The sequence below is a fragment of the Streptomyces sp. NPDC031265 genome, assembly GCF_055570295.1.
This window is the reverse complement of sequence record NZ_JBVIHM010000003.1, coordinates 402,911-429,611: the sequence shown is the minus strand read 5'-3', so window position 1 is coordinate 429,611 and position 26,701 is coordinate 402,911. Positions and strand designations below refer to the sequence as shown.

Genomic DNA, 26,701 nt, shown 5'->3' with positions numbered 1-26,701 from the left:
GTCTCAGCAGCGCCGTACGGGTTCGGCCGCCGTCAGCCCGTACTGCGCACGGGCGTCGAGCAGCAGGGGCACGAGCGCCCGCAGCGGCTGGCGCAGCGGGACGAACGCGCCGTCGCCGGACCGCCTCGCCCTGATGCCGTGCAGGGCGAGCCGGTCCTTCACCTCGGCGTACTGGGCGGCGGTGAGGCGGTAGCCGCACGGGGGCTCGGCGAGGGTCTGCGCGGGGGTGGCGGGCTCGTTGTCCGCGCCCCCGACGTAGACCGGCCCCCGGTCGCGGTATCCGGCCAGCCGGGCGGCCGAGGTCGCCGCCTCGATGCCGCGCCTGCGCTCCGCCGTGAAGCTCAGCAGCCCGCGCAGTCCGCTCAGCTGGGAGAACACCCGGCGCCGGTTGTTGAGCGCCGGGTCGGCCTTCTCGGCGTCGCTCGCCGCGTCTACGCGGCTCTCGATGAGCAGGCCCACGGCGTGTTTGACGCCCGCCGTGTTGCGCAGGATCCGCTCCTGGCCGTCGCCCGCGACCTGTTTGACCGGGTCGCCGGTGACGGGATCGGTCCAGATGCCGTAGGTGCCGGTGGAGAAGCCGTCCGCCCTGGCGGCCTCCCGTACGTACGCGCTCGACAGCGTCCGGGCCTCCTCGTGCACCGCCGGGGCGGTGTTGAGGTTGCGCGGCCACAGGTCGAACAGGTCCTTGTCGTAGTACTTGGGCGTGGACCCGTACTCGTGCAGGTCGTAGACGACGTCGGGCTGTTCGTCGCGCAGGACCGCCGCCACGGCCCGTGCCTCGGGCGTCCGCAGGGCGATGTGGTCGCGGTTGATGTCGATGCCGTCGGCGTTGACGCGGGTGTCGGCGGCCCGGCCGTCCGGGTTGGCGGTCGGTACGACGTAGAGCGTGGTGTGCGCCAGGAGCTGCCGGGTCTCCCGGTCCTTGGCGTAGGCGAGGTCGCGGACGGTGACCAGACAGGCCTCGCGGCCGGCCGGCTCGTCGCCGTGCTGGCTGCACACCAGCAGGACCCGGTTCGCGGTGTGCCCGCTGCCGACGCGGACGAGCTGGAGCGGGCGGCCCTGCGTGGTGGTGCCGATGCGCAGGACCGAGGCTTGGGTGCCGCCCTGGGCGAGGGCCGCCAGGAAGTCCTGCTCCTCGCGCTCACCGGTCCAGCGCGCCCCGGCGCTCACCTCGAAGCCGGTACGGGGCGGGCTCGCGGTCGCCCGCGCCGGGACCGTCACCAGGGGCACGGCGAGTGCGGCCCCGGTGACGCCGAGGAGCAGCGTGCGGCCTCTCATCGCGCCTCCGGGACCGGGCGGAGCAGGCGCGGCACCTCGACGCCGGCCGGGTGCGGGACCTGCGGCGCGAGGTGGTGCGGGGCGGCGGACGTGGCCCGCCGGAACGCCCCCGTACCGCCGAGGAGCGGCAGCTTCGCCGAGGTGCGGGCGAGGTCGAGGGTGAGGGTGGGGCGGCTCGCGGGCGGGTCGATGAGGTCCTTGTCGGTGCCCGCGACGATCAGCGCGAGGCGGTGGCCGGCCGGGACGACGTGGTCGGTGGCGTGCAGGTCGAGGGTGATCGTGTACGGCCTGCCCGGGGTGAGCGGCTGCCCGGTGCCGCCCGCGTAGTTGCCGAGGTCGGCCCAGCCGCGGCTGAACACGGTGTGGTCGACGGCCTTGGTGTCGGCCGACGTCACCTTGAAGCAGGCACTGTCCCCGGCCGTGCTCGCGCCCCAGCAGGTGCGGGTGGTGCCGGTGAGGATGCCCTCGCCGGCACCGCCGTAGTTGCGGACGGTGTCGGGGCCCAGGTCGACCAGGACCGCCGAGAGGTGGGCGCTGGTGGTGGTCGGGGTCGCGGTGACGGTCACCTTCGAGGAGCCGGACAGCCGCAGGTCGGAGCCGAGCGGCTGGGTCACGAACCCGGCCTTCTCCGGGGTGGACCGGTCCACGGCGGCGGACCAGCCCGCCTCGTCCAGCTGGGGGTCGTCGGTGAACGTCTCGGTCGCGCCGGCGGGCGCCGGGTCCAGGGCGAGGCGGCCGACGCCGGGCGCGGAGCCGGTGACCGGGCGCAGTACGGCGTCACGGGTGCCGGCCGGGGGCCAGGTGCGGTCGGTGGACCACTGGTCGGGGTGGCGCTCGATGTCGGCCATCGGCGCGCGCTCGATGCCGTTGTCGTAGCCGAGGAGGTAGTGGTCGAACCACTTGTGGAGGGTGGGGACCCAGTCGGCGCGGCGGTAGTCGAAGGGGTCGACGTGCCCGGTCTGGGAGAGCCAGATCTTGCGCTCGACGCCGTGCGCCGCCAGCGCGTCCCACCACTGGCCGAAGTTCTTGGTCCGTACGTTCAGGTCCTGCATGCCGTGCACCACGAACACGCTCGCCTTGACGTCGCCCGCGTCGGCCACATAGTCGCGCCCGCTCCACAGCGGCGTCCAGTCGCCGGTGCGCGGCGCCCCTTCGACCAGCTTCTGCTGTACGGCACCGCAGTGTGCCTGCGCCTGGGGGCTCTCCACCACGTTGGAGAGCCAGTCGGGCCCGGAGTCGTAGAGCGGGGCGCCCTTGGCGAAGTAGTAGTCGTACCAGGAGGATATGGCGCTGATCGGGACGATCGTCCTGAGGCCTTCGACGCCGGTGGCGGCCACGCCGTTGGCTATGGTGCCGTCCCAGCTCTTGCCGATCATTCCGGTGCGGCCGTTGGTCCAGCCCGCGCTCGCCCGCTGGCCGCCGGTCCGTGTGGTGTAGCCGCGGGCGCGGCCGCCCAGCCAGTCGACGACCGCTTTGGCGGACTGGATGTCGGAGGGTCCGCCGATGTCGACGCAGCCGTCCGAGCGATTGGTTCCGGCCAGGTCGACGCCGACGAAGGCGTAGCCGCGCGGCACGAAGTAGTTGTCGTAGAAGAGCGGCATCTGGACGACGTTGCCCTGCGGGTCATACGTCTTGAGCTGGCTCTCGTTGCCGCGCCCGCAGCAGGCGTAGTACGGCGAGGCGTCCATGATGACCGGAACCTTGCGGCCCTGGCTCGCGGGCTCGCGGGGGCGGACTATGTCGACGGCGACCCGGTCGCTTTTGCCGTCGCCGTCCTCGTCGAGCCGGGTGTCGACCCAGACGGATTCGCGTATCGCGTTCTCGTACGAGTAGACGGGCGTGCTTTCCTTGGCGCGGGCGGCCTGGGCGCCCGCCGGTGAGAGGAACAGGGCCGTCAGGGCGGCCGCGGCCGCCACTACGAGCAGGCGCGCCCAACGGGGCGACCGGAGCGATCTGAACCTTGTGCGGCTGGACCGCGCAGGAATCGGCATGGGCGGACGGTACTCCCGTCAACTCCCGTGCAAAAGGGGGCAGGCGCGGTCCAAAAGCGCTCCGGGACGATCAGGTCAACGTGTCGGCGCAATGGCGATCGTGTGACAGGAGGGGCCATGGACATGACCTGCCGGGCGGGGCTGAATAGGGTCCGAAGAGATCGTTCACCCCGACGACTTGGAGCACTCGTGCACCGCAAAATCCTCGCCCCGAGCGTGCTCGCCGCGTCCCTGCTGCTGGCGATCCCGGCATCCGCGACGGACTTCACACCGGGCGCCCCGGGTATCGGCGACCCCTACTACCCGAGCAGCGGCAACGGCGGTTACGACGTTTCCCACTACGACCTGAGACTGAAGTACCAGCCCGCCACCGACCTCCTGGAGGGCACAGCGACGATCCTGGCCACCACCACGCAGAACCTCTCCCGTTTCAACCTCGACTTCGGGCTCGCGGTGAGCGAGATCAGGGTCGACGGAACCAAGGCGAAGTACACCAGGTCCGGCACCCAGGAGCTGGAGATCACCCCGGCCGCGCCGCTGGCCAAGGGCAAGTCGGTCTCGGTGGTGGTGAAGTACGCGGGCAAGCCGTCCGAGCTCAGCGTCGACGGGTACACGGCCTGGCACCGCACCCCGGACGGCGGTGTGGCGGCGCAGGAGCCCGACTCGGCCGTGTGGTGGTTCCCGTCCAACGACCACCCGCTGGACAAGGCCACGTACGACGTGTCGGTGCTCGTGCCCGAAGGCACCCAGGCGATCAGCAACGGCACGCTCCAGTCGCAGAGTTCCGCGCGGGGCTGGACGCGGTACAACTGGCGCTCCAACAAGCCGCAGGCCACCTATCTGACGACGCTGGCGATCGGCAAGTTCGACATCACCACCGACACCACCGCGAGCGGCCTGCCGGTCATCAACGCGTACAGCAAGGACCTCGGCGACAACGACGGCGCGGCGCGCGCCAGCGTCGAGCGCACCAAGGAGGTCGCCGAGTGGCTGAGTGACCTCTACGGCCCGTACCCGTTCAACTCGGTCGGCGGCTATGTGCCGAACGTGACCACCGGCTTCGCCCTGGAGACCCAGACGCGGCCGTACTACAGCCCCAGGCAGTTCGCGAACGGCGCCAACGCCTCGGTGGTCGTCCACGAACTGGCCCACCAGTGGTACGGCGACAGCGTCTCGGTGGACGGCTGGAAGGACATCTGGAACAACGAGGGCTTCGCCCGCTACGCCCAGTGGCTCTGGTCGGAGAAGGAGGGCGAGGGCACCGCGCAGGAGCTCGCGGACTACGTGTACGCGCAGCACCCGGCCGACGACGCGTTCTGGAAGGTGAAGCCGGGCGACCCGGGCGCGGAGAACCAGTTCGACCTCGCCGTCTACGACCGGGGCGCGCTCGCCCTCCAGGCGCTGCGCAACGCGGTCGGCGACCAGAGCTTCTTCACGCTCCTCAAGGGCTGGCCGACGGCCCACCAGTACGGCAACGCCAAGGTGGGCGACTTCGTGCAGTACGCCGAGAAGATCTCCGGCAAGCCGCTCGCCGGGCTCTTCGACACCTGGCTGTACCAGCCCGTCAAGCCGGCCGCCCCGGCCGAGAAGAAGGCGAAGCTGGTGGCCGGTCCGGCCGCTGCGCCGGCGGCGCAGCCGAAGTCCTGGAAGAAGATCGCGGCGACCAACGAGATCCACGACCACCGCTGAGCGCTCCGCTGGAGATGTGGTGATTCGACTGCGGGCTGTCTGTGGCCGGTCGCGCAGTTCCCCGCGCCCCTTGGGGGCGCGGGGTCCGCAGTCGGAGATCATGCACCTCCAGCGAAGCGCGCAGCCTCGCATACGCTGTACGTGGCACACCGCCACCGCCGCCGCGCACGAGGAGCACCCGCCTTGACCGTGCAGCACTCCGGGTCCCGCCCCACACTGGAAGCCGTCGCCGCGCGCGCCGGCGTCTCGCGGGCCACGGCCTCCCGGGTCGTCAACGGCGGCGCGGGGGTGCGGCCACCGCTCGTCGACAAGGTGCGCCAGGCGGTCGAGGAGCTTGGTTACATCCCCAACCACGCGGCCCGGACCCTGGTCACCCGCCGCACCGGCGCCGTCGCCGTGATCATCGCCGAGCCGGAGATCAGGATCTTCTCCGACCCGTTCTTCTCGCAGCAGGTCCGGGGCATCAGCAAAGAACTCACCGCGCAGGACACGCAGTTGGTGCTGCTCCTGGTGGAGGAGCCGGGCGACTACGACCGGGTCGCGCGCTACCTGGCGGGCGGCCACGTCGACGGCGCGCTCGCCTTCTCGCTGCACACCGACGACCCGCTGCCCGCGATCGCCCGCAGGACGGGGATGCCGACGGTGTACGGGGGCCGCCCGAGCTGGCCGACGGCACCGGGCGACCGGCCCGTCCCGTACGTGGACGCCGACAACCGGGGCGGCGCCCGGGAGGCCGTACGCCATCTGCTCTCGCTCGGCCGTACCCGTATCGCCCATATCGCGGGCCCGCGCGACCAGACGTCGGCGACGGACCGGCTCGACGGGTACCACGACGTCCTGCCCGGCGCCGATCCGGAGCTGATCGCGGGCGGCGCCTTCACCGAGGAGAGCGGAGCCCGTGCGATGGCCCGGCTGCTGGAGCGACGCCCGGACCTGGACGCGGTGTTCGCCGCGAACGACCTGATGGCGTCGGGCGCCCTGCGGGTGCTGCGCGAACGCGGGCGCCGGGTGCCCGAGGACGTGGCCCTGGTCGGCTTCGACGACATGCGCGGGGTCGCCGAGACGACCGACCCTCCGCTGACCACGGTCCGCCAGGACATAGAGGGCATGGGCCGGCTGATGGCCCGGCTGCTGCTGAGGGGCCTGGCCGAGGGCCCGGCCAACACTCCGACGTCGGTGATCACGGAGACGGCGCTGGTGCACCGGGCTTCGGCCTGAGGGAAGTGGCCGGAGGCTTCGGTCAGCGCCTGAACCGCGCCCTCGCCTCCCGGGCGAGCGGCAGGTAGCGCAGCCGCTCGGGCAGTACGGGCACGACGGCCCGCACCACGCGGCCGAACCGGCGCAGCTTCCGCTCCTGCGCGTCGGTCCACTCCAGGCCCAGCGCCTCGCGCGCGTCCGGCGGCAGGAACCCGACGGTCACGAACCGCCGGAAGCGGGCCATGGGCGGCAGGAGCACCGGCCAGAACAGCCGGAGCAGCAGCCGGACGGGCAGCGGGCCCCGGTCGGGCGCCGGGACCTTCGCGTCGACGGATATCAGCTCCTCGACGACCGCGTTCGAGTCGATCTCGGCGCCCAGCATCTTGCGGTAGTACGGCCAGAACTCCTCGATGGTCTGCGGCATGTCCCGGTCGTGGATGCCCAGGACGCGCCCCACCTGGAGCCACTCCGCGTACATCTGCCGCTCCTGGGCCTCGGTGAGGGGGCGGTTCAGATACTTCTGGGAGTGGGCGAAGACGGGGTAGCCGGTGGCGTGCACCCAGGCGTAGTTCGCCGGGGTCAGCGCGTGGTAGCGGCGGCCCCGGGTGTCGGTGCCCTGGATGGTCCGGTGCAGCCGGCGCAGCCGCCGCCCCTCCTCGACGGCCGCCTCGCCGCCGTACACCCAGAGCTGGAGGGAGCGCAGGGAGCGCTCGCCGCGCCCCCAGGGGTCGGTCCGGAACACGGAGTGCTCGTCGACCCCGGCGCCGACGGCCGGGTGCGCGACCTGGAGGGTGAGTGCGGCGGGCAGCGTGAGCAGCATCCGCGCGTCACCGGCGAGGCTCCACAGGACGCCGCCGGGCGGAGGCGGGACGGGGTCGGACGGCGTACGGCTTTCGATCACGTATCCAGACTTACCAGATGACAGATGACACAATTCCCCCTCTGTCATCCCTTGGCCGACAGATCACTTCTGCCGACAGGCGTCCCCTGGATGCCCTCTCGCACCTCACGTCTCCGCGCAAGATCGCCCGCTCGTAGGGCCCCGGCAAGAAATGCGCCACCGGACGGTTACCCCGAAGTAACTGTGGCTGGTTTGATGTGCCCGCCAGTCCAACCCCCCACTCCACCCACGGGAGTTCCAGTGCCGCACTCCGCGCTTCGCCGTGTCCCCGGCGCGGCCCTCGCCACCGCGCTCGCCGCCGCCACGCTGGCCGCCGCCACCCCTTCGGCATCGGCCGCCACAGCTGCGGCGGACGCGCCCCGGCTCAAGGTCCTGACCTACAACACGTTCATGATGAGCACCGATCTGTACCCGAACTGGGGCCAGGAGCACCGCGCCCAGGCGATACCCGCCGCGTCCTTCTTCCAGGGCAACGACGTCGTCGTCCTCCAGGAGGCGTTCGACAACTCCACGTCGGACGCGCTGAAGCGGAACGCCGCCGCCCAGTACCCGTACCAGACGCCGGTCGTCGGCCGGAGCAAGGACGGCTGGGACGCGACGAGCGGCTCGTACTCCTCGACCACCCCCGAGGACGGCGGCGTCGCCGTGCTCAGCAAGTGGCCGATCCTGCGCAAGGAGCAGGTGATCTTCAAGGACGCCTGCGGCGCCGACTGGTGGTCCGACAAGGGCATCGCGTACGTCGTGCTCAATGTCAACGGCACCAAGGTGCACGTCGTCGGCACGCATCTGCAGTCCACCGACTCCGGGTGCGGTGCGGGCGAGGCCGCCAAGGACCGCTCCCTCCAGCTCAAGGCGGTCAAGTCGTTCCTCGACGCCAAGAACATCCCGGCGAACGAGGAGGTCATGCTCGCCGGTGACCTCAACGTCGACTCGCACAGCTCCGAGTACGCCTCGATGCTCACCGACGGCGGCCTGGTCGCGGCGGACTCGCGCACCGGCCACACGTACTCGTTCGACACCGTCGACAACTCGATCGCCACCTACCGCTACCCCGGTGAGGCGCGCGAGGACCTCGACTACGTGCTGCACTACCAGGGGCACGCGCGTCCCTCCGGCTGGAACAACAACGTCGTCAAGGAGCAGTCGGCGCCCTGGACGGTGAGCAGCTGGGGCAAGAGCTACACGTACACCAACCTCTCCGACCACTACCCGCTGGTCGCGGGCGGCTGAGCCGGCCGGGGCGGTCCGTTCCCCAGGTGGGTGACAACAGTGGTGAGACAGCAATACTGTTGCGTCGCAGTCCGCGCACCCGGGAAACGAGGCACCGCCATGGCGACGGAGACCGAGGAGCCGACCCTGACGGTCGACGAACTGGCCGCGCGGGCCGGGGTCACCGTCCGCACCATCCGTTTCTACAGCACGCGCGGCCTGCTGCCGCCGCCCGCGATCGGGCCGCGCCGCGTCGGCCACTACGGTCCGGCGCACCTGTCCCGGCTCGCGCTGATCGAGGAGTTGCAGCATCACGGGATGACGCTGGCCGCGATCGAGCGTTATCTGGAGCAGCTGCCGCCCGACCTCAGCGCGCACGACCTGGCCATCCACCGCGCCGTGGTCGCCTCCTGGGCCCCGGACGCGGCCGAGGAGGCGACCCGGGCCGAGCTGGAGCGGCGGGCCGGGCGGGCGCTGTCCGACACGGACCTCGACCGGCTGGCCGCGATGAGCGTCCTTGAGCGGACCGAGGGGAAGACCGACGCGTTCCTGGTCGACCCGGGCCTGCTCGCGCTCGGGGTGCAGCTCCTGGACGTGCCGATCGCGCACGAGACGATCCTGGCGGCGCGGACCGTACTGCTGGAACACACCCGCTCGGCCGCGCACGAGCTGACGCGGCTGTTCCGGGACGAGGTGTGGAACCCGTACCGGGAGCGGGAGTCGGACCCCGACCATGTGGCGGCGATGCGGTCGCTGTCGGCGCATATGCAGCCCATGGTGGTGCAGGCGCTGGTCACGGCGTTCCAGCGCTCGCTCAAGGAGGAGCTGCGGGCGGCGTTCCGCGCGGAAGCGGAATAGCCGGAACGAGGGGACCCGGGGGGGGCGAGGGGCCGGGAACGCCGTCCCCGGCCCCTCGCCCCTCGCTTACGCGTCGGCGAACTTCTCGCCCTTCTCCGCCTTCTCCACGAGCAGCGCGGGCGGCAGGAACCGGTCGCCGTAGCGCTCGGCCAGTTCGCGGGCACGGGCCACGAAGCCCGGCAGACCGCCCTCGTAGCCGTTGATGTACTGCATCACGCCGCCCGTCCAGGCCGGGAAGCCGATGCCCATGATGGAGCCGATGTTGGCGTCGGCGACCGAGGTGAGCACGCCCTCCTCGAAGAGGCGGACGGTGTCGAGGGACTCCGCGAAGAGCATCCGCTCCTTCATGTCCTCGAAGGGGACCTCCGCGCCCGGCTTGCCGAAGTGCTCGCGCAGCCCCGGCCAGAGGCGGACGCGCTTGCCGTCGCCGTCGTACTCGTAGAAGCCCGCGCCGCCGCTGCGGCCGGTGCGGCCGAACTCGTCGACCATGCGGTCGATGACCGCGTCCGCCGGGTGGCCGGGCCAGACGCCGCCGGCCTCCTCGACCGCCCGCCGCGTCTCGTCGCGGATCTTGCGGGGCAGGGTGAGGGTCAGCTCGTCCATCAGCGAGAGCACCTTGGCGGGGTAGCCCGCCTGGGCCGCCGCCTGCTCGATCGACGCGGGCTCGACGCCCTCGCCGAGCATCGCGACGCCCTCGTTGATGAACTGGCCGATGACCCGCGAGGTGAAGAAGCCGCGCGAGTCGTTGACCACGATCGGGGTCTTCCTGATCTGGCGGACCAGGTCGAAGGCGCGGGCCAGCGCCTCCTCGCCGGTGCGCTCGCCCTTGATGATCTCGACGAGCGGCATCTTGTCCACGGGCGAGAAGAAGTGCAGCCCGATGAAGTCCTCCTGGCGCGAGACGCCCTCGGCCAGGCCGGTGATCGGCAGGGTCGAGGTGTTGGAGCAGAGCAGCGCGTCCGGCTCGACGATGTCCTGGATCTCCTGGAACACCTTGTGCTTGAGCTCGGTGCTCTCGAAGACGGCCTCGATGACCGCGTCGCAGCCCGCCAGGTCCTGCGGGGCGGCGGTGGGGGTGATCCGGGCGAGCAGCTCGTCGCGCTCGGCCTCGGTGGTGCGGCCCCGGGAGAGCGCCTTGGCGAGGAGCTTCTCGGAGTACGCCTTGCCCTTCCGCGCGGCCTCCGGCGAGACGTCCTTGAGGACGACCTCGATGCCGGCCCGGGCGCACGAGTACGCGATGCCCGCGCCCATCATGCCGGCGCCGAGGACGGCGACCTTGCGGACCGGGCGCTCCTCGATGCCCTTGGGGCGGTTGGCGCCGGAGTTGACGGCCTGGAGGTCGAAGAAGAACGCCTGGATCATGTTCTTCGCGGTCTGCCCGGTGACCAGCTCGGTGAAGTAGCGGGCCTCGATGGTCAGCGCGGTCTCGAAGTCGACCTGGGAGCCCTCGACGGCGGCCGCGAGAATGTTGCGCGGAGCCGGGTAGGGGGCGCCGTTCAGCTGCTTCTTCAGGTTGGCCGGGAAGGCGGGCAGGTTGGCGGCGAACTTGGGGTTCGACGGGGTGCCGCCCGGGATCCGGTAGCCCGGGGCGTCCCAGGGCTGCTGGGACTCGGGGTGGGCGTCGATGAAGGCGCGGGCCTTGGCGAGCATCTCCTCGGGCGTCGCCACGACCTCGTGCACCAGGCCGTTCTCCAGCGCCCGCTGCGGGGAGTACTGGGTGCCCTGGAGCAGCACCTTGAGGAGCGCGTCCGCGATGCCCATCAGCCGTACGGTACGGGTCACGCCGCCGCCCGCCGGGAGCAGACCGAGCGTCACCTCGGGCAGGCCGATCTTGGAGCCGGGGGCGTCGAGCGCGACGCGGTGGTGGCTGGCGAGCGCGATCTCGTAACCGCCGCCGAGCGCGGCGCCGTTGATGGCGGCGACGACCGGCTTGCCCAGGGTCTCGATGCGGCGCAGCGAGTTCTTGATGGCGGTGCCGGTGTCGAAGGCCTGCTGGGCGTTCTCCGGGCCGACCTGGATCATGTCCTTGAGGTCGCCGCCCGCGAAGAAGGTCTTCTTGGCGGAGGTGTAGACGATGCCCCGGATGGAGTCCTTCTCGGCCTCGGCGCGGTCGGCGATCGCCGCGATGGAGTCCTTGAAGGCCTGGTTCATCGTGTTGGCGGACTGGTTGGGGTCGTCGAGTACGAGGGTGACGACGCCGGTCTCGTCCTGTTCCCAGCGGATGGTGGTGCTCTCGGTCATTGCTGCTGCTCCGTAACGGGGTTGGCCGGGAAGAGGACGGTCAGAGACGCTCGACGACGGTGGCGATGCCCATCCCGCCGCCCACGCACAGCGTGGCGAGGCCGTAGCGCTGGTCGCGGCGCTCCAGCTCGTCGACGAGCGTGCCGAGGATCATCGCGCCGGTGGCGCCCAGCGGGTGGCCCAGGGCGATGGCGCCGCCATTGACGTTGATCTTGTCGAGCGAGAGGCCCATGTCCCGGGCGAAGCGCAGCACCACTCCGGCGAACGCCTCGTTGATCTCGACGAGGTCGATGTCGTCGATGGTGAGTCCTGCCTTGGCGAGCGCCTTGCGGGTGGCGGGGGCGGGGCCGGTGAGCATGATGGTCGGCTCGGAGCCGGAGACGGCCGCCGAGACGATACGGGCGCGCGGGGTGAGGCCGTAGCGCTCGCCGACCTCGCGCGAGCCGATGGCGACCAGGGCTGCGCCGTCGACGATGCCGGAGGAGTTGCCCGCGTGGTGGACGTGGTCGATCTTCTCCACCCAGTGGTACTTCTGGAGCGCCACCGCGTCGAAGCCGCCCATGTCCCCGATGGCGGCGAACGACGGCTTCAGGGACGCGAGCGAGTCGGCGGTGGTGCCGGGGCGCATGTGCTCGTCGTGGTCGAGGACGACCAGGCCGTTGCGGTCCTTGACGGGGACGACGGACCGGGCGAAGCGGCCGTCCTTCCAGGCCTCGGCGGCCCGCTCCTGGGAGAGCGCCGCGTACTCGTCGACGTCGCGCCGCGAGAAGCCCTCGATCGTGGCGATGAGGTCGGCGCCGATGCCCTGCGGGGCGAAGTTGGTGTCGAAGTTGGTCATCGGGTCGGCGAACCAGGCGCCGCCGTCCGAGGCCATCGGCACCCGCGACATCGACTCGACGCCGCCCGCGAGCACCAGGTCCTCCCAGCCCGAACGGACCTTGGCGGCGGCCAGGTTGACCGCCTCAAGGCCCGAGGCACAGAAGCGGTTCTCCTGGACTCCGGCGACGGTGTCCGGCAGCCCGGCGGCGATCGCCGCGATCCGGGCGATGTCGGAGCCCTGGTCCCCGACCGGGCCGACCACGCCGAGGACGATGTCGTCGATCGCCGCCGGGTCGAGGCCGGGGAAGCGCCCGCGGATCTCGTGGATCAGCCCGACGACGAGGTCGATCGGCTTGGTGCCGTGCAGGGAGCCGTTGGCCTTGCCCCGGCCGCGCGGGGTGCGGATCGCGTCGTACACATACGCTTCGGTGCTCACTGAAAAGCCTTTCAAGGAGGGTTAGCCGAGCAGGGAACGACCGATGATCTCCTTCATGATCTCGGTGGTCCCGCCGTAGATGGTCTGGATGCGTCCGTCCGTGAAAGCCCTGGCGACGCGGTACTCGGTCATATAGCCGTAGCCGCCGTGCAGTTGCAGACAGCGGTCGGCGGCGCGCTTCTGGAGCTCGGTGGCCCACCACTTGGCCATCGAGGCGTGCACGGCGTCGAGTTCCCCGTTCGAGTGATCCACGATGCAGCGGTCGATGAACGAACGGGTGACGGCGCACTCGGTGGCCATCTCGGCGATCTCGAAGCGGATGTGCTGCTTGGTGGCCAGCGGCCGCCCGAAGGCCTCGCGTTCCTTCACGTACTGCGTGGTGATCTCCAGCAGGTGTTCGGCGGCGGCGATCCCGGCGACGGCGATGGCGATGCGCTCCTGCGCCAGGTTCGTCATCAGGTGGACGAAGGCGCCGTTGAGTTCGCCGAGGAGGTTCTCCTTGGGAACCCGTACGTCGTTGAAGAACAGCTCGGCCGTGTCCTGGGACTTCTGGCCGATCTTGTCGAGGTTGCGGCCGCGCTCGAAGCCTTCCGTGCCCCGCTCGACGACCAGCAGGGAGAGCCCGTGGGCGCCGCCCTCGGGGGTGGTCCTGGCGACGACGATCACCAGGTCCGCGAGGATGCCGTTGGAGATGAAGGTCTTGGAGCCGTTGAGCAGCCAGTGGTCGCCCTTGTCCTCGGCGTGCGTGGCGATGCCCTGGAGGTCGGATCCGGCGCCGGGCTCGGTCATGGCGATCGCCGTGATCAGGGAGCCGTCGCAGAAGCCCGGCAGCCAGCGCCGCTTCTGCTCCTCCGTGGCCAGCCCGGTCAGGTACGGCCCGATGATGTCGTTGTGCAGCCCGAGCGCGAGGCCCGCGGCGCCGGCCCGGGTGAACTCCTCGGCGAGGACCACGCCGTAGCGGAAGTCGGCGTTGCCGCCGCCCCCGTACTCCTCGTCCACCGCGAGGCCGAGCAGCCCCTGGCGCCCGGCGGCCAGCCAGGCCTCGCGCGAGACGATGCCGTCCTTCTCCCACTGCTCGTAGTGCGGCAGGACCTCCTTGGCGAGGAAGGTGCGGACGGTCTCGCGGAAGGCGTCGTGCTCGGCGGTGAAGATCTGCCGCTTCAACGGTCGTTCTCCTCTGTGGACTTGGCGCTCCCGGCCGCGGCGAGCTCCGGCACGCCCCAGTCGCGGGCGACCTCGGCGGTGTCGGCGCCGGGCAGGGCGGGCGGACGGCGGACCGAGCCGGGGGTGGCCGAGAACCGGGGCGCGGGCGCCGGCTGGGTGAGGCCGCCGTGCTCGACGAAGGTGGCGCGGGCGGCCAGATGGGGGTGGCCGGGCGCCTCGCGGAGCGAGAGCACGGGCGCCACGCACGCGTCCGACCCCTCGAAGACGGCCGTCCACTCGTCGCGCGTACGGGTGCGGAACCGCTCGGTGATGGCGGTGCGCAGCTCGTCCCAGCGGGCCGGGTCCTTACGGGCCGGGGCTACCGCGTCGAGCCCCAGGAGGCGGATGAACTCGTCGTAGAACTGCTGCTCAAGCGAGCCGACGGCCATGTACTCGCCGTCGGAGGTCTCGTAGGTGCCGTAGAACGGGCAGCCGCCGTCGAGCAGGTTGGCGCCGCGCCGGTCCTGCCAGCCGCCGGCCGCCAGCATTCCGTGGATCATGGTGGCGAGGTGCGCGGCGCCGTCCACGATCGCGGCGTCCACGACCTGCCCCTCCCCCGTCGTCCGGGCGTGCTGGAGGGCGGCGAGGACGCCGACGACGAGGTAGAGCGAGCCGCCCGCGTAGTCACCGACGAGGTTGGCGGGGACGGTCGGGCCCTCGTCCGGCTTGCCGATCATGCCGAGGGTGCCGGTGACGGCGATGTACGCGATGTCGTGTCCGGCGCGGGCCGCGAGCGGGCCGTCCTGGCCCCAGCCGGTCATCCGTCCGTAGACCAGCTTCGGGTTGCGGGCCAGGCACTCGCCGGGCCCGACGCCGAGTCGCTCGGCGACGCCGGGGCGGTAGCCCTCGACGAGGATGTCGGCCCGTTCGACCAGGTCGAGGACGCGGCGGGGGCCGTCCTCGGACTTCAGGTCGATCAGCACGGAGCGCTTGTTGCGGTTGGTCAGGTCGTACGCGGGGTCGACGGCCAGGCCCGCGCCGCCGGGGCGGTCGACCCTGACCACATCGGCGCCGAGGTCGGCCAGGAGCATCGCGGCGAACGGGCCGGGCCCGATCCCCGCCAGCTCGACCACGCGCACCCCGGTGAGCGGGCCGTTCCCTGAACCTGTCATCGAGCCCCCAGCACTGTGACACAACTGATGTAACACCAGTGATGCTAAGAACACGTTCCACTTCGCACAAGCCCCTTGCGAGAGCAAGCGCTTGGTTTTTAGCGAGTGGTCCTCCAGTGTTCCACCGGCCCGGCTCAGTCGGCGTCGAGCTCCGCGATCAGCTTCTTCGTGGCGATCGTCCGATAGCTCTCCTCCACCCACTCACACAGCAGATCCGCCCTCGGCGCGCCCTTCTCGGCCAGCGGCACCTGCACCCATCCCGACCTGCCCAGGCCGTACCCGGACGGCTGGGCGCCCGGCGAGGTCAGGGCGTGCGCGTGCGTGGCCTCGTCCGTCAGCTTGACGCCCATGCCCAGCGGGTAACTGCCGTCACCGACGCCGAGGAAAACGAAGATCTTCTTGTTGACCTTGACCACGGTCTCGCCCCAGGGGTACTCCTCGACGGCCCCCGGCAGGCCCAGGGCGAACGCCCGCACCTTCTCCCTTTTCGCCAGCGCGGCCTTCGGCGGTGCTCCCATGTCCGTCCTCCTCGATCACCCGCGACACCGCTTCTCACGCTAGGGTCTGTCCGGCGGATTCGGTCGGCTTCGGCCCCGGCGCGTTTTCGGTGCGCGTGCCGACCGGATGCACCGGCCAGGCCCTCGCCTCAGCCACCGGCAACGGCGCGGGAGCGCGACCGGGGCAGAAGCGGAGGAAATTCCCTTGGAACGGTCGCAACGGGCAGAGCGGTCGGCGGAGCAGCAGGCGCGGCGGGCGGCGAGGCCGTACGACATCGTGCTGTTCGGGGCCACGGGCTTCGTGGGCACCCTCACGGCGGAGTATCTGGCCGCGCACGCGCCCCAGGGGTGCCGCTGGGCGCTGGCCGGGCGGTCGGCCGCCAAACTGGAGCGGCTGCGCGAGAAGCTGGCCGCGATCGACCCGGCGTGCGCCTCGCTCCCCCTGATCACCGCGGACTCGGCCGACCCCGAGTCGCTGCGCGCGCTCGCCGAGTCCGCCCGCGTGGTGGCCACCACGGTCGGCCCGTACGTCTGGTACGGCGAGGGCCTGGTCGCCGCGTGCGCCGAGGCGGGGACCGACTACCTCGATCTGACCGGCGAGCCGGAGTTCGTGGACACGATGTACGTACGCCACGACGCGCGGGCCAGGGAGACCGGCGCGCGCCTGGTGCACGCCTGCGGCTTCGACTCGGTTCCGTGCGACCTGGGTGTGTACTACACGGTCCAGCAGCTGCCCGAGGGCGTACCGCTGCGCGTGGACGGCTTCGTACGCTCCAACGCGACGTTCTCCGGCGGCACCCTGGCCTCCGCGCTCACCGCGATGGGGCGCGGCCCGCAGCAGCTGCGGGCGGCCCGGGAGCGGCGGCTGCACGAGCCCCGGCTCGTCGGGCGCCGGGCCCGTGCCCCGCTGGGCACACCGCACTTCAGCCGCGAGACCGGCGCCTGGGCGCTGCCGCTGCCGGTCCTCGACCCGATGGTGGTGGCCCGCTCGGCCTCGGCGAGCGCCCGCTACGGTCCCGACTTCCGCTACCGCCACTACGCGGCCGTGCGGCGGCTGCCGCTGGCGCTCGGCGCGCTGGCCGGGGCGGGCGCGGCGTTCGGCGTGGCCCAACTGCCCGCCGCGCGGCGGTGGCTGATCAACCGTTACGAGCCGGGCAGCGGCCCCGACCAGGAGCGCCGCGACCGCAGCTGGTTCTCGCTGCGCTTCGTCGGCGAGGGCGGCGGGCGCCGGGTGTTCACCGAGGTCTCGGGCGGCGACCCGGGGTACGGCGAGACCGCGAAGATCCTCGCGGAGGGTGCGCTGAGCCTGGCGTTCGACGAACTGCCACAGGTGGCTGGGCAGTTGACGACCGTGACGGCGATGGGCGATGCCCTTCTGGACCGGATCCAGAAGGCGGGGATCCGGTTTCGGGTGGCCGACGCGCGCTAGGCGCTCCGCTGGGGGCGCTGGATTTCGACCGCGGGCCGTCTGCGGCTCGTCGCTCCCCCAAGTTCTCGGCTTCGCTCGAACAGGAGGCACCCCCATCGCGGCGGAGCCGCACCATGACACAGCCCCGCGCCCCTTACGGGGCGCTACACCAGCCGCAGCGCCGTACGCAATGCCTCCCGGCACAGGGAGTCCGCCCTGCGGGTCGACTCCGGGAGGCGGTAGCTCGGGGTCAAGCGCAGGACGTGGGCGCACGCGTTGTCCAGGCTCACCCGGTGGCCCACGGACACGAACACCGGCTTGACGGCGTCCTGGGTGCGCAGCGCCCGGCCGACCTCCTCGCCCTGCCCGGCCACCAGCGCCGAGGCCTCGCCGCGCCGGGTGCCCGGCTGCTCGTACGCGAAGGTGAACGGGTTCTTGGCGACGCCGATCACCGCGAGCCCGGTGAGGACGCCGAGGTGGGAGGCGAGGCCGAAGCGGCGCGGGTGGGCGAGCCCGTACCCGTCGCACACCACCAGGCCCGGGTCGGAGGTCAGCGCGCCGAGGGCCGCCATGATCGTGGGGATCTCGCGGAAGGCGAGCAGCCCGGGCACGTACGGGAAGGCGACCCGGCCGACGGCGGTGGACTCCTCGACGACCTCCAGGGTGGCCGCGTCCAGGACGACGGCGGCCGCAGCGACGACATCCCGCTCGTCGTCGTACGCCACGTCCACGCCCGTGACCAGCCCGGTGCCGGGGGGCGGGCCGGGCTCGTCGAGCACGACCCGGCCGCGCAGTTCGTCCTGCACGGCCAGCGCCCGCGCCTCGTCGGCGGGCCAGCCCTCGGGGATGTCTGTGAGCGTCACCATGCCCCTCACCCTAGACGCGGGCCGGAGTAGCCTGACGATCATGTTCATACTGGACCTGACCTACACCGCCCCCATCGAGCGCGTCGACGACCTGCTCGCCGAGCACGTCCTCTGGCTGAACGGGCAGTACGAGGCCGGAGTGTTCATCGCCTCCGGCCGCAAGGAGCCCCGCGAGGGCGGGATCATCCTGGCCGTCGGGGACGACCGCGCGGCGATCGAGAAGATCACGGCGACCGACCCCTTCAGCGTCAACGGCGTCTGCGCCTACCGGATCACCGAGTTCTACGCGACCAAGGTCGCCCCCGAACTGGCCTCATTGCAGCAGGAGCTGCCCGCCTAGGACCTGTCCGGCGGATCTGGTCGCCCGCGAGGTGCCTGCGCCTTTCGGTCCTGGTGAGCGGGGTCCTGGTGCTTCCCCAAGCTCTCCACTTCGTTCGAGCAGGGGAGACCCCAATGCCGCAAGGCGGAGGAGGGCGTCGACGCGATGGGGGTCCCCCCTGGCCCTTGAGGCCTTGGGGCAGGGCGCGCCAGGACCCCGCGTCCCGGACAAGATCCGCCGGACAGGCCCTAGCGAGCCAGCCTGGCCACCCGGCCCTTCTCGCCCGCCGCCCAGCAGCCGCGGTCCGGCGCGCAGTCCACGGTGTCGTACGAGCCGGTGTCGACGGTCCGCCAGGTGCGGCCGCCGTCGGTGGTGGCGTCGGTGCCGGTGGGGCCCACCGCGAGGGCGGCCGACCGGCTGTGCGGCAGCCAGGCGACGCCGGAGCGGTAGGCCGCGACCGGGGCCGCCGCCGGGAGCCAGCTGCGGCCGCCGTTCCCGGTGACCTCGGACGCCCGGGGCGAGGCCTGTCCGGCCCGGTAGTCGCCGCCGACCGCGATCCCGTGCGTACGGTCGCGGAAGGCGAGCCCGAAGACGCCGCGCGCCGGGTCCCCGGCCGGGACCGTCGACGCGGTCGCCGTCCAGGTCAGACCACGGTCGGCGGAGTGCAGGACGCGCGCGGTGGCGGCGCCGCCGGTGGCCAGCCACACGTCGTGCGGCCCGGAGCTCACCAGGCACTGTCCGCTCGCCGCGAAGGAGGCCTCGCCGGGCTGCGCGTCGGGCATCCCGGTATTCGGCAGCACCTTCCAGGAGCGGCCGCCGTCGGCGGTGGACAGGATGCGGTACCTGCCGTCGACCGGGTCGCTCACCGCCAGGCCGTGGCGGTGGTCGAAGAAGGTGAGGCAGTCGTAGAACGCCTTGGGGTCGGGGTTGCGGAACGACTCCTTCCAGGTGGCGCCGCCGTCCTCGGTCCGGTAGACGCGGGACGCCTCGCCCTCGCCGATGGCGAGCACCACGGCCCGCTGCCGGTCGAAGGCCTGCACGTCGCGGAACTCCAGCCCACCCGCGCCCGGAGGCGAGACATCGCGCCAGCTGCGCCCGCCGTCGGTGGTCCGCAGCACCGTGCCCTTCGTGCCGGCCACCCACGCGGTGGTCCGGCTGACCGCCGCGAGGCCGCGGAACCGCGCGTCCGTACCGGTCTGCCTCGGCTGCCAGGCCGGTGCCGGGCGGCCGTCGCCGTGATGCTCGCCGTGGCCGTGCGCCTGGGCCGGTGCGGTCAGCGCGGCCGCCAGCGCCACCCCGCCCAGCCCCACCGACAGCATGCGTCTCGTCTTCCCCATGGGCTTCATGGCGCTGGAAGTTAGCCGACCTCGCGAAGGGCGTCCAGAGGGCGAAATTCGACCGTACCGACATCAATCCGGAGCCCGTTGAGCACCGCGTGAGAACGGTCGGTGACGCACCGGTAAGTGACGCACACGTAGCGATCAGGTGACACAGCTCACCCTCGGCTCTTGTGCACGCAACCGTGTTTTCTGCCGTCTTCGTGAGCAGCAGGAAGAGAAGTACCCGGTCGTGAGGTTAGGGGAACAGGGCGTGTCCACTGTCATCGAGCAAGCCGTCGAGGCCCGCCTGATCGCGTCCGACCCGCGGGTGCAGACCGTCCCCGCGGTGCTGAGCTACGACCGCGAGGACCCGTTCGCGGTCCGGATGGTCTTCCCCGCCCCCGCCACCCTCGAAGGGGTGGAGGTCTGCTGGGCGTTCGCGCGCGAACTCCTTGAGGCGGGGGTCGACACCTCAGTGGGGATGGGCGACGTGCGGGTCCGGCCGTACGGGTTCGACCGCACGGTCGTGGAGTTCCACGCCCCCGAGGGCACCGCGATGGTGCACATCCGCACCTCCGAGCTGCGCCGCTTCCTCAAGCGCACCCAGCTCATGGTGCCCCCCGGCCACGAGCACCACTACCTCGACCTCGACGAGGACCTCACCGTGCTGCTGCGCGACGCGTGCTGACCGCCCCGCCGCCGGCACCCGCCGCCGCGCCGGTCAACCGCGTGCCGTAAATCGTTTGCCCCCGGCCGACGCCACGTCGTACGTTCATTTCGGCCCTGTTGTCGTCGATCGGAGTAGGACGTTGCTCGTCTGAGGCACCTGAGACACCGTTTCGCGCACTCCCTTCCGTGTCGCGCGCGCGGTGTGACCTGCCTCCGAGCCGTCCTCCACGACCAGGGCCTCTTTTCTTCTCTCCTGCTGCCCTGACACCGGTGTCTCAGTTCCCGTTGCCCCCGCCCTTCCCCGCAACCGGGAGACATCCATGTCTGCTTACTCCGCGTCCTCGACGCACATCAGCTGTTCCGACCTCTCCTTCGCCTGGCCCGACGGCACCTCGGTGTTCGCCGGCTTCCAGCTGGCCGTCGGCCCCGGCCGCACCGGCCTGATCGGCCTCAACGGATCAGGAAAGTCAACGCTGTTGCGCCTGCTCGCGGGCGAACTCACCCCGACAGGCGGCCGGGTCGCCACGGCGGGCGAGATCGGCTATCTGCCGCAGAACCTGACCCTGGCCACCGGAATGCGGGTCGACGAGGCCCTCGGCATCGACCGGGTACGGGCCGCGCTGCACGCCATCGAGGCGGGCGACATCCGCGAGGAGCACTTCACGGCGGTCGGCGACGACTGGGACGTGGAGGAGCGGGCCCGGGCGGCGCTCGGACAGCTCGGCCTGGACGCCGTCGGTCTCGACCGGACCATCGGGGAGCTCTCCGGCGGCGAGTCGGTGCTGCTGCGCCTTGCCGCGCTGCTGCTGCGCCGCCCCGACGTCCTGCTGCTCGACGAGCCGACCAACAACCTGGATCTGCGGGCCCGTCGGCGGCTCCACGACGCCGTCGCGGCCTGGCCCGGAGTGATGGTCGTGGTGAGCCACGACCGCGAACTCCTCGACCGGGTCGACCAGATCGCGGATCTGCACGACGGCGAGGTCTCCTGGTACGGCGGAAACTTCTCGGCGTACGAGGAGGCGCTGGCCGTGGAGCAGGAGGCGGCCGAGCGGATGGTGCGGACCGCCGAGGCCGACGTCCAGCGGCAGAAGCGCGAACTCGCGGACGCCCACGTCAAGTTGGCCAGGCGAAAACGGTTCGCCCAGAAGAGCTACGAGAACAAGCGGGTGCCGAAGATCGTCGCCAACGGGCGCAGGAGCGAGGCCCAGGTGTCGGCGGGCAAGCACCGCGCCCTCCAGACCGAGCGCCTCGCCCAGGCCCAGGGCCGGCTCACCGAGGCGGTCGACGCGGTCCGGGACGACGACGAGATCCGCATCGAGCTCCCGTACACCAAGATCCACCCGGGCCAGGGCGTCCTGACCCTGCGTGACCTCCGGCTGCCGTACGGGGAGCGGGCGTTGGGCGACCTGGAGATCCACGGACCGGAGCGGATCGCGCTCGTCGGCCGCAACGGGGCCGGCAAGACGACCCTGCTGCGGGCGCTCGCCGGGCAGCTCACACCGGCGGCCGGCGAGGCGGAGGCGCATGTGCCGCTGCGGTTCCTGCCACAGCGCCTCGATGTGCTGGACGACGAGCTGAGCGTGGTGGAGAACGTGGCGCGGTACGCGCCCGGCGCCACCGGCAACGCGATCCGGGCGCGGCTCGCCCGCTTCCTGTTCAAGGGGGCCCGGGCCGACCGCCCGGCCGGGACCCTCTCGGGGGGCGAGCGCTTCCGGGCCTCGCTCGCGGCGCTGCTGCTCGCCGAGCCCGCGCCGCGGCTGCTGATGCTGGACGAGCCGACGAACAACCTGGACATGGCGAGCGTGCGGCGGCTCACCGACGCGCTGGCCGCCTTCGAGGGCGCCCTGATCGTGGCGAGCCACGATGTGCCGTTCCTGGAGTCGATCGGGGTCACCCGATGGCTGCTGCTCGACGGTGAGCTGCGCGACACGACGGCTGAGGAGGTGAGGGAGGGCAGTTGAGGTTGTCCGACTTGTCTCTATTCAAACCGCTACGGCCTGCGGGAATAACGGAGAGTAGTCAAGGGGGAGGAGGACGGGACTTGGCTGGGGCTTACTGCGCGCTTAACCTACGGTCTCGTAACCTACGTAGCCGTAGGTAGCCCGTCCCCTCTTCCCGTCCCCCTGGAGCACCCTCGTGACGATCACCTCTCCCCACCTCGGCAGTTCGGACGTGTGGACCGACGCCCGACTGCTGTACGCGCTGGAGGAGGTCGTCGAGAAGGAGCTCAACCGGCACCTCAAGGTGGCCAAGGACTGGATGCCGCACGACTATGTGCCGTGGTCGGACGCGCGCAACTTCCCGGGCCTCTTCGAGGACGGCGAGGCGTGGGAGCCGCAGCAGTCCAAGGTCACCGACATAGGAAAGATCGCGCTGGTGGTGAACCTCCTCACCGAGGACAACCTGCCGAGCTACCACCACGAGATCGCCAGCCTCTTCGGGCGCGACGGCGCCTGGGGCACCTGGGTGCACCGCTGGACCGCCGAGGAGGGCCGGCACGGCATCGTGATGCGCGACTACCTGCTCGCCTCGCGCGCCGTGGACCCGGACAAGCTGGAGCAGTTCCGTATGGCGCACATGTCGGAGGGCTTCGAGTCCGACAACCGGCACTCGATGCTCCACTCCGTCGCGTACGTGGCCTTCCAGGAGCTCGCCACCCGCATCTCGCACCGGAACACCGGCCACCAGTCGGGCGACCCGGTCTGCGACCGCATGCTGGCGCGGATCGCGACCGACGAGAACCTGCACATGGTCTTCTACCGCAACCTGCTGGGCGCGGCCTTCGAGATGGCTCCCGACCTGACCATGCAGGCGGTACGCGACGTGGTCGTCGGCTTCCGGATGCCCGGCCACGGCATGCCCGGCTTCGAGCGGGCCGCCGCGCAGATGGCGATCGGCGAGATCTACAACCTGCGCATCCACCACGACGACGTGATCCAGCCCGTGCTGCGCTTCCTGAAGGTCCTGGAGATCGACGGGCTCGGCCCGGAGGGTCTCAAGGCGCAGGAGGAGCTCGGTCTGTACATGGGCGGCCTCGACGCGGAGGCGAGCAAGTTCGACGAGAAGCTCGCCGCGCGCAAGGCCCGGATGGTGGCCCGCGGCAAGGCCTGACGGCCACGGGCCCGGCACGGGGGGCCTGCCCCGTTCGGCGCGAGCGCGGCCGCCCGGCCTCCACCTGCCGGGTCCGCTGAACCTCGCTACCGCGCGTCCTCCCGGATCAGCTCCGCCGCCTTCTCGGCGAGGGCGACCGTCGGGGCGTGCGTGTGGCCGCGCGTGATGCGCGGCATGACGGAGGCGTCGACCACCCGCAGACCCTCGGCGCCGCGCACGCGGAGCCGGGGGTCGGTGACCGAGCCCTGGTCGCTGCCCATCCGGCAGGTGCCCACCGGGTGGTACAGCGTCTCGGCGGAGCCGCGCACCGCCGACGCGAGCGCCTCGTCGTCGACGACGCCCGGGTAGGGCGCCAGCGGCCCTGACGTGTGCTCGGCCAGGGCCGGGGTCGCCAGCAGCTGCTCCGCCCGGCGCACCCCCACCATCAGCCGGCGCAGGTCCTCCTCGGCGGTGAGGTAGCCGGGGTCGATCCGGGGCGGGGTGGTGGTGGCCGTCCCGCCGAGGTCGATGCGGCCCTCGCTGTCGGGCTGCAGCAGGACGACCCCGACCGTGACGCCGTGCTCGGTGGGCGGGGTGAGCCCGTGGTCGACGAACGGCGCCGGGGCGAAGATCAGCTCGATGTCGGGCGCCGCCAGGTCGGGCCGGGTGCGCACGAACGCGACGGCCTCCCCGAGGTTGGAGGTCAGCGGACCCCGGCCGCGCAGCAGGAAGCGGCCGAGGTTGGGTAGCGTGTCGGCGCCGGTGAGCGTGACGGGCTCGGGGCAGCGCACGGTCACCGCGTACGCGAGGTGGTCCTGGAGGTGGCGGCCGACGTCCGGCGACGCCACCTTGACCTCGACCCCGGCCTCCCGCAGCTGCTCCGGGTCGCCGATCCCGGAGAGCATCAGCAGGTGCGGCGAGCCGATGGCGCCCGCGCTGAGGATGACCTCGCGGCGGGCGGTGAGGGTGCCCGGGGCGCCTTCCGCGACGACTCCGGTGACCCTGGTTCCCTCGAACTCCAGCCCGCGCACCCGCGTTTGGGGAAGGACGTCCAGATTGGGGCGGTGTGCGGCCGGTTTGAGATAGCCGTCGGCGGCGCTCCACCGGCGCCCCTTCTTCTGGTTGACGGGAGTCGTCGCGTACCCGGAGTGGTCGGGGCCGTTGAGCTCCCTCAGCCCCGTGATGCCGCGGTCGTGGCAGGCGGCGAGGAAGGCGAAGGTGAGCGGGCTGGGGTCGCGCAGCGGCGAGATCCACAGCGGCCCTTCCGTGCCGTACACCGAGTCGCGGGGCGCCGGGCCCGTCCAGCGCTCGGCCCGGCGAAAGTACCGGACGAACTCGTCGTACGCCCACTCGGGGCCGGCGGCATCGGCCCACGCGTCGTAGTCGGCGCGGTGGCCGCGGACCCACATCATGGCGTTGACGGACGAGGAGCCGCCGAGGGTGTGGCCGCGCGGCCAGTAGAGCTCGCGCCCGACGAGCCCCTCCTGCTTCGCGGTGGTGAAGTCCCAGTCGTACGAGGTCTTGAAGAGCTTCGGGAAGGCGGCGGGGATACGGATCTCCGGCTTGCGGTCGCGTGGCCCCGACTCGACGAGCGCGACCCGGACGCCGGGGTCCTCGGAGAGCCGCGCCGCGAGCACACAGCCCGCCGAACCCGCTCCCACCACGATGTAGTCGTATGTGCGATCCGCCGTGCCGCCCGCTGTCCTCAACACGCCCCCCAGGCCGTGACGTTGGGTCTTCCTCCCCGCCCAGCATGACCCGCCGGGGCCGGACGTGCCAGAGCGCGGACGCGCGGCCCGCCCCCGAAACGGGCACGCGCGTCCGCCGGCGGAACCCGGCCGTTCCTGAGGCGGCCTGGTTCGTGGCTCGGTCTGTCAGGCCTGGCTGCGCTGGAGTTCGCGGCTGCGCTGGAGCTGGAGTCTCTCCTGCTCGGAGAGGCCGCCCCAGACGCCGAACCGCTCGTCGTTCGCCAGCGCGTACTCCAGGCAGGCCTGGCGCTCCTCACAGCTGCCGCAGAGCTGCTTGGCCTCCCGCGTCGAGCTCCCGGGGGCGGGGAAGAAGAACTCGGGCCCCGCCTGGGCGCACAACGCGGTCTCCTGCCAGGCGAGTTCCTGCCCGGCGATAGTGGTGTTGATCGACATGGCATTCATGCTGGCCCGGCCGGATCAACGTCCGGTCAATGATCGTTGAACGCCCCCCGCCGCTTGCGTCAAGCGATCACCTCCCGCCGCACGATCTCTGGCCGATTACGGCTGCCGCGACACCCCTCGGCCGCACCCGTCCTGCCCGTTCACTCCCCCGCCCCGTTCTGCGGCGCGCTCTTGATCAGGGCGAACCGCGCCCCGAACGGGCCGGCCGCCATGGCGAGGCGGCCCCGCCCTCCACCTCGCCCGGCGCCATCCGGACCGCACCGCCGCGCGCCTGCGCCCCGGCCACGGTCGCGTCCACGTCGTCCGCTTCGAAGTACGGCCGGAGCGGTTCCGGCCGCCTTCGCCGTTGCCCTGAGCGACCAGATGGCCCGGCCGTAGTGTGGAGCCTTCGACGATCACGACCCGGCAGGGAGCCGATATGACCGACGCCACCACGGTGCGCACACCGACCGGCGCGCAGGCCGTGCAGCGCGCCCTGGAGGTGCTGCACGCCTTCCACGACAACGGCCCCGACCTCAGCGCGTCCGATCTCTCCCGGCGTCTGGGGTTACCCGTCTCCACCGCGCACCGGCTGGCCCGCACGCTCGTCGGGGCGGGCTTCCTGGAGCAGGACGTGCGGACCGCGCGCTACCGGCTGGGGCCCGCCATGACCGAGCTCGGCCGCCTCTCGTACCACCAGCGCGGGCTGCACCTGGCCGCCCCCGAACTGGCCGACCTGGCCGCGCGGACCGGCGCCGCCGCCGACCTCGCGCTGCGCAGCGGCCCGCACGTGGTGACCGTCGCGGGCGGCCCGGTTCCCCCGATGGCCGGGCTGCGCCGCCCGCTGCGCTCTACCGCGCCGGGCCGGGTGCTGCTCGCGTGGCCCCGGCCGGACGAAGCGGCGGCCCTGGACGAGGAGTTGGCGGACGTACGGGCCGACGGCTTCGCGCGCGAGGAGAGCGAGACGGCCCTCACCGGCGCCTACGGCAGCGCGTACGGGACGCGCACGCTCGCCGTGCCGGTCCTCGACCGCTCCGGCCACGCCCGCTTCGCCCTCTCACTGCGGACAGCGCCCACGGTGATGACGGACGAGCGCGGCGCCTGGTTCCTGGCGCAGGCGCGCGCATGCGCCCAGGCGCTGGAGATACTCCTGCTGCCCCCGGCCGAGCGCCGGCCGCCCATGGCGTAGCGGGGGGGGCGGCGGGGACCGCCCGGGTCCTGCCGTCACCTTCCCGTCGTCCGCCCGGAGGCGGGCGCGGGGCAGACGGGAAGGTGACGACAGGGCCCAGGGACCGGGTCCAGGCCGCCTCGCAGCCGGTCCGGAGCCGGGGGCGGCCCGTCGCGGGCACGCAGAAGGCGACCGCGGCACCGAGTCATCACGAGCACTTTCTTCCGACGCACGGCCTGCGCGGTCCGGTTCGGCGCGACAACACCGAGCAGTCGGCTCAGCATGGAATGGGGCGGGATCCT

Annotated in this window: 22 protein-coding genes; 10 read left to right on the top strand and 12 right to left on the bottom strand. The window is 72.1% G+C overall.

Annotation, left to right across the window (positions count from 1 at the left end):
- Positions 1–3: 3 nt before the first annotated feature.
- The gene (locus tag ACZ499_RS08435; protein WP_468673300.1) at positions 4–1,278 is read right to left on the bottom strand and encodes a M14 family metallopeptidase; all 1,275 of its coding nucleotides are present in this window, start codon (positions 1,276–1,278) and stop codon (positions 4–6) included.
- Positions 1,275–3,269, bottom strand: coding sequence for a Xaa-Pro dipeptidyl-peptidase (locus tag ACZ499_RS08430; protein ID WP_468673299.1), 1,995 nt, complete (start codon positions 3,267–3,269; stop codon positions 1,275–1,277). Before ACZ499_RS08430 ends, ACZ499_RS08435 begins: the two co-directional genes overlap by 4 nt.
- 189 nt (positions 3,270–3,458) lie before the next feature.
- Here ACZ499_RS08430 and ACZ499_RS08425 point away from each other — a divergent pair, with 189 nt between their 5' ends.
- Positions 3,459–4,958, top strand: coding sequence for a M1 family metallopeptidase (locus ACZ499_RS08425; protein WP_468673298.1), 1,500 nt, complete (start codon positions 3,459–3,461; stop codon positions 4,956–4,958).
- Between the two features lie 183 nt (positions 4,959–5,141).
- Positions 5,142–6,176 (top strand): LacI family DNA-binding transcriptional regulator, encoded by a 1,035-nt coding sequence (locus tag ACZ499_RS08420; protein ID WP_468673297.1) that lies wholly within the window; start codon positions 5,142–5,144, stop codon positions 6,174–6,176.
- Between the two features lie 22 nt (positions 6,177–6,198).
- On the opposite strand, the gene ACZ499_RS08415 is transcribed toward ACZ499_RS08420, so the two are convergent.
- Positions 6,199–7,056: an oxygenase MpaB family protein gene (locus tag ACZ499_RS08415; protein ID WP_468673296.1), complete on the bottom strand. Its 858-nt coding sequence runs from the start codon at positions 7,054–7,056 to the stop codon at positions 6,199–6,201.
- A 240-nt stretch (positions 7,057–7,296) separates the two neighbouring features.
- On the opposite strand from ACZ499_RS08415, the gene sph reads away from it, so the two are divergent.
- Entirely contained in the window at positions 7,297–8,286 is a 990-nt protein-coding gene (gene sph / locus ACZ499_RS08410; protein WP_468673295.1) for a sphingomyelin phosphodiesterase, read from the top strand.
- Between the two features lie 99 nt (positions 8,287–8,385).
- Positions 8,386–9,123, top strand: coding sequence for a MerR family transcriptional regulator (locus ACZ499_RS08405; RefSeq protein WP_385533484.1), 738 nt, complete (start codon positions 8,386–8,388; stop codon positions 9,121–9,123).
- A 66-nt stretch (positions 9,124–9,189) separates the two neighbouring features.
- Here the strand turns inward: ACZ499_RS08405 and ACZ499_RS08400 are convergent, their stop codons facing one another.
- The 5 genes from ACZ499_RS08400 to ACZ499_RS08380 form a co-directional block, all read right to left on the bottom strand.
- A complete protein-coding gene (locus ACZ499_RS08400) occupies positions 9,190–11,364 on the bottom strand; it encodes a 3-hydroxyacyl-CoA dehydrogenase NAD-binding domain-containing protein (protein ID WP_468673294.1) in 2,175 nt (724 codons plus the stop codon).
- Between the two features lie 40 nt (positions 11,365–11,404).
- Positions 11,405–12,619: an acetyl-CoA C-acetyltransferase gene (locus ACZ499_RS08395; protein WP_468407187.1), complete on the bottom strand. Its 1,215-nt coding sequence runs from the start codon at positions 12,617–12,619 to the stop codon at positions 11,405–11,407.
- Between the two features lie 21 nt (positions 12,620–12,640).
- The gene (locus ACZ499_RS08390) at positions 12,641–13,783 is read right to left on the bottom strand and encodes an acyl-CoA dehydrogenase family protein (RefSeq protein ID WP_468673293.1); all 1,143 of its coding nucleotides are present in this window, start codon (positions 13,781–13,783) and stop codon (positions 12,641–12,643) included.
- Complete coding sequence (locus ACZ499_RS08385) at positions 13,780–14,934, bottom strand: CaiB/BaiF CoA transferase family protein (protein WP_468673292.1); 1,155 nt, start codon at positions 14,932–14,934, stop codon at positions 13,780–13,782. Before ACZ499_RS08385 ends, ACZ499_RS08390 begins: the two co-directional genes overlap by 4 nt.
- Positions 14,935–15,068: 134 nt before the next feature.
- Entirely contained in the window at positions 15,069–15,452 is a 384-nt protein-coding gene (locus ACZ499_RS08380) for an MmcQ/YjbR family DNA-binding protein (RefSeq protein WP_468673291.1), read from the bottom strand.
- A 184-nt stretch (positions 15,453–15,636) separates the two neighbouring features.
- Here ACZ499_RS08380 and ACZ499_RS08375 point away from each other — a divergent pair, with 184 nt between their 5' ends.
- Positions 15,637–16,860: a saccharopine dehydrogenase family protein gene (locus tag ACZ499_RS08375; protein ID WP_468673290.1), complete on the top strand. Its 1,224-nt coding sequence runs from the start codon at positions 15,637–15,639 to the stop codon at positions 16,858–16,860.
- Positions 16,861–17,003: 143 nt separating this feature from the next.
- Here ACZ499_RS08375 and ACZ499_RS08370 read toward each other — a convergent pair whose 3' ends face one another.
- The gene (locus tag ACZ499_RS08370) at positions 17,004–17,705 is read right to left on the bottom strand and encodes an endonuclease V (protein ID WP_468673289.1); all 702 of its coding nucleotides are present in this window, start codon (positions 17,703–17,705) and stop codon (positions 17,004–17,006) included.
- Between the two features lie 40 nt (positions 17,706–17,745).
- On the opposite strand from ACZ499_RS08370, the gene ACZ499_RS08365 reads away from it, so the two are divergent.
- Positions 17,746–18,045 carry a YciI family protein gene (locus ACZ499_RS08365; RefSeq protein ID WP_468673288.1) on the top strand — a complete coding sequence of 100 codons (300 nt, stop codon included), beginning with the start codon at positions 17,746–17,748 and terminating at the stop codon, positions 18,043–18,045.
- 227 nt (positions 18,046–18,272) lie between these two features.
- Here ACZ499_RS08365 and ACZ499_RS08360 read toward each other — a convergent pair whose 3' ends face one another.
- Positions 18,273–19,361 (bottom strand): WD40/YVTN/BNR-like repeat-containing protein, encoded by a 1,089-nt coding sequence (locus ACZ499_RS08360; RefSeq protein ID WP_468673287.1) that lies wholly within the window; start codon positions 19,359–19,361, stop codon positions 18,273–18,275.
- Positions 19,362–19,614: 253 nt separating this feature from the next.
- Here ACZ499_RS08360 and ssgD point away from each other — a divergent pair, with 253 nt between their 5' ends.
- The 3 genes from ssgD to ACZ499_RS08345 all read left to right on the top strand — a co-directional run bounded on the left by ssgD (position 19,615) and on the right by ACZ499_RS08345 (position 23,123).
- Positions 19,615–20,031 (top strand): spore wall synthesis regulator SsgD, encoded by a 417-nt coding sequence (ssgD, locus tag ACZ499_RS08355; RefSeq protein ID WP_468673286.1) that lies wholly within the window; start codon positions 19,615–19,617, stop codon positions 20,029–20,031.
- Between the two features lie 301 nt (positions 20,032–20,332).
- Positions 20,333–21,973 carry an ABC-F family ATP-binding cassette domain-containing protein gene (locus ACZ499_RS08350; protein WP_468673285.1) on the top strand — a complete coding sequence of 547 codons (1,641 nt, stop codon included), beginning with the start codon at positions 20,333–20,335 and terminating at the stop codon, positions 21,971–21,973.
- A 175-nt stretch (positions 21,974–22,148) separates the two neighbouring features.
- Complete coding sequence (locus ACZ499_RS08345; protein WP_468673284.1) at positions 22,149–23,123, top strand: acyl-ACP desaturase; 975 nt, start codon at positions 22,149–22,151, stop codon at positions 23,121–23,123.
- Between the two features lie 86 nt (positions 23,124–23,209).
- On the opposite strand, the gene ACZ499_RS08340 is transcribed toward ACZ499_RS08345, so the two are convergent.
- Together ACZ499_RS08340 and ACZ499_RS08335 are read right to left on the bottom strand one after the other, a co-directional pair.
- Positions 23,210–24,814, bottom strand: a complete 1,605-nt coding sequence (locus ACZ499_RS08340) for a GMC family oxidoreductase (RefSeq protein WP_468673283.1) — start codon at positions 24,812–24,814, stop codon at positions 23,210–23,212.
- Between the two features lie 162 nt (positions 24,815–24,976).
- The gene (locus ACZ499_RS08335; RefSeq protein WP_468673282.1) at positions 24,977–25,243 is read right to left on the bottom strand and encodes a WhiB family transcriptional regulator; all 267 of its coding nucleotides are present in this window, start codon (positions 25,241–25,243) and stop codon (positions 24,977–24,979) included.
- 427 nt (positions 25,244–25,670) lie between these two features.
- Between ACZ499_RS08335 and ACZ499_RS08330 the strand changes: the two genes are divergently transcribed.
- Positions 25,671–26,420 carry an IclR family transcriptional regulator gene (locus ACZ499_RS08330; RefSeq protein WP_468673281.1) on the top strand — a complete coding sequence of 250 codons (750 nt, stop codon included), beginning with the start codon at positions 25,671–25,673 and terminating at the stop codon, positions 26,418–26,420.
- Positions 26,421–26,701 lie beyond the last annotated feature (281 nt).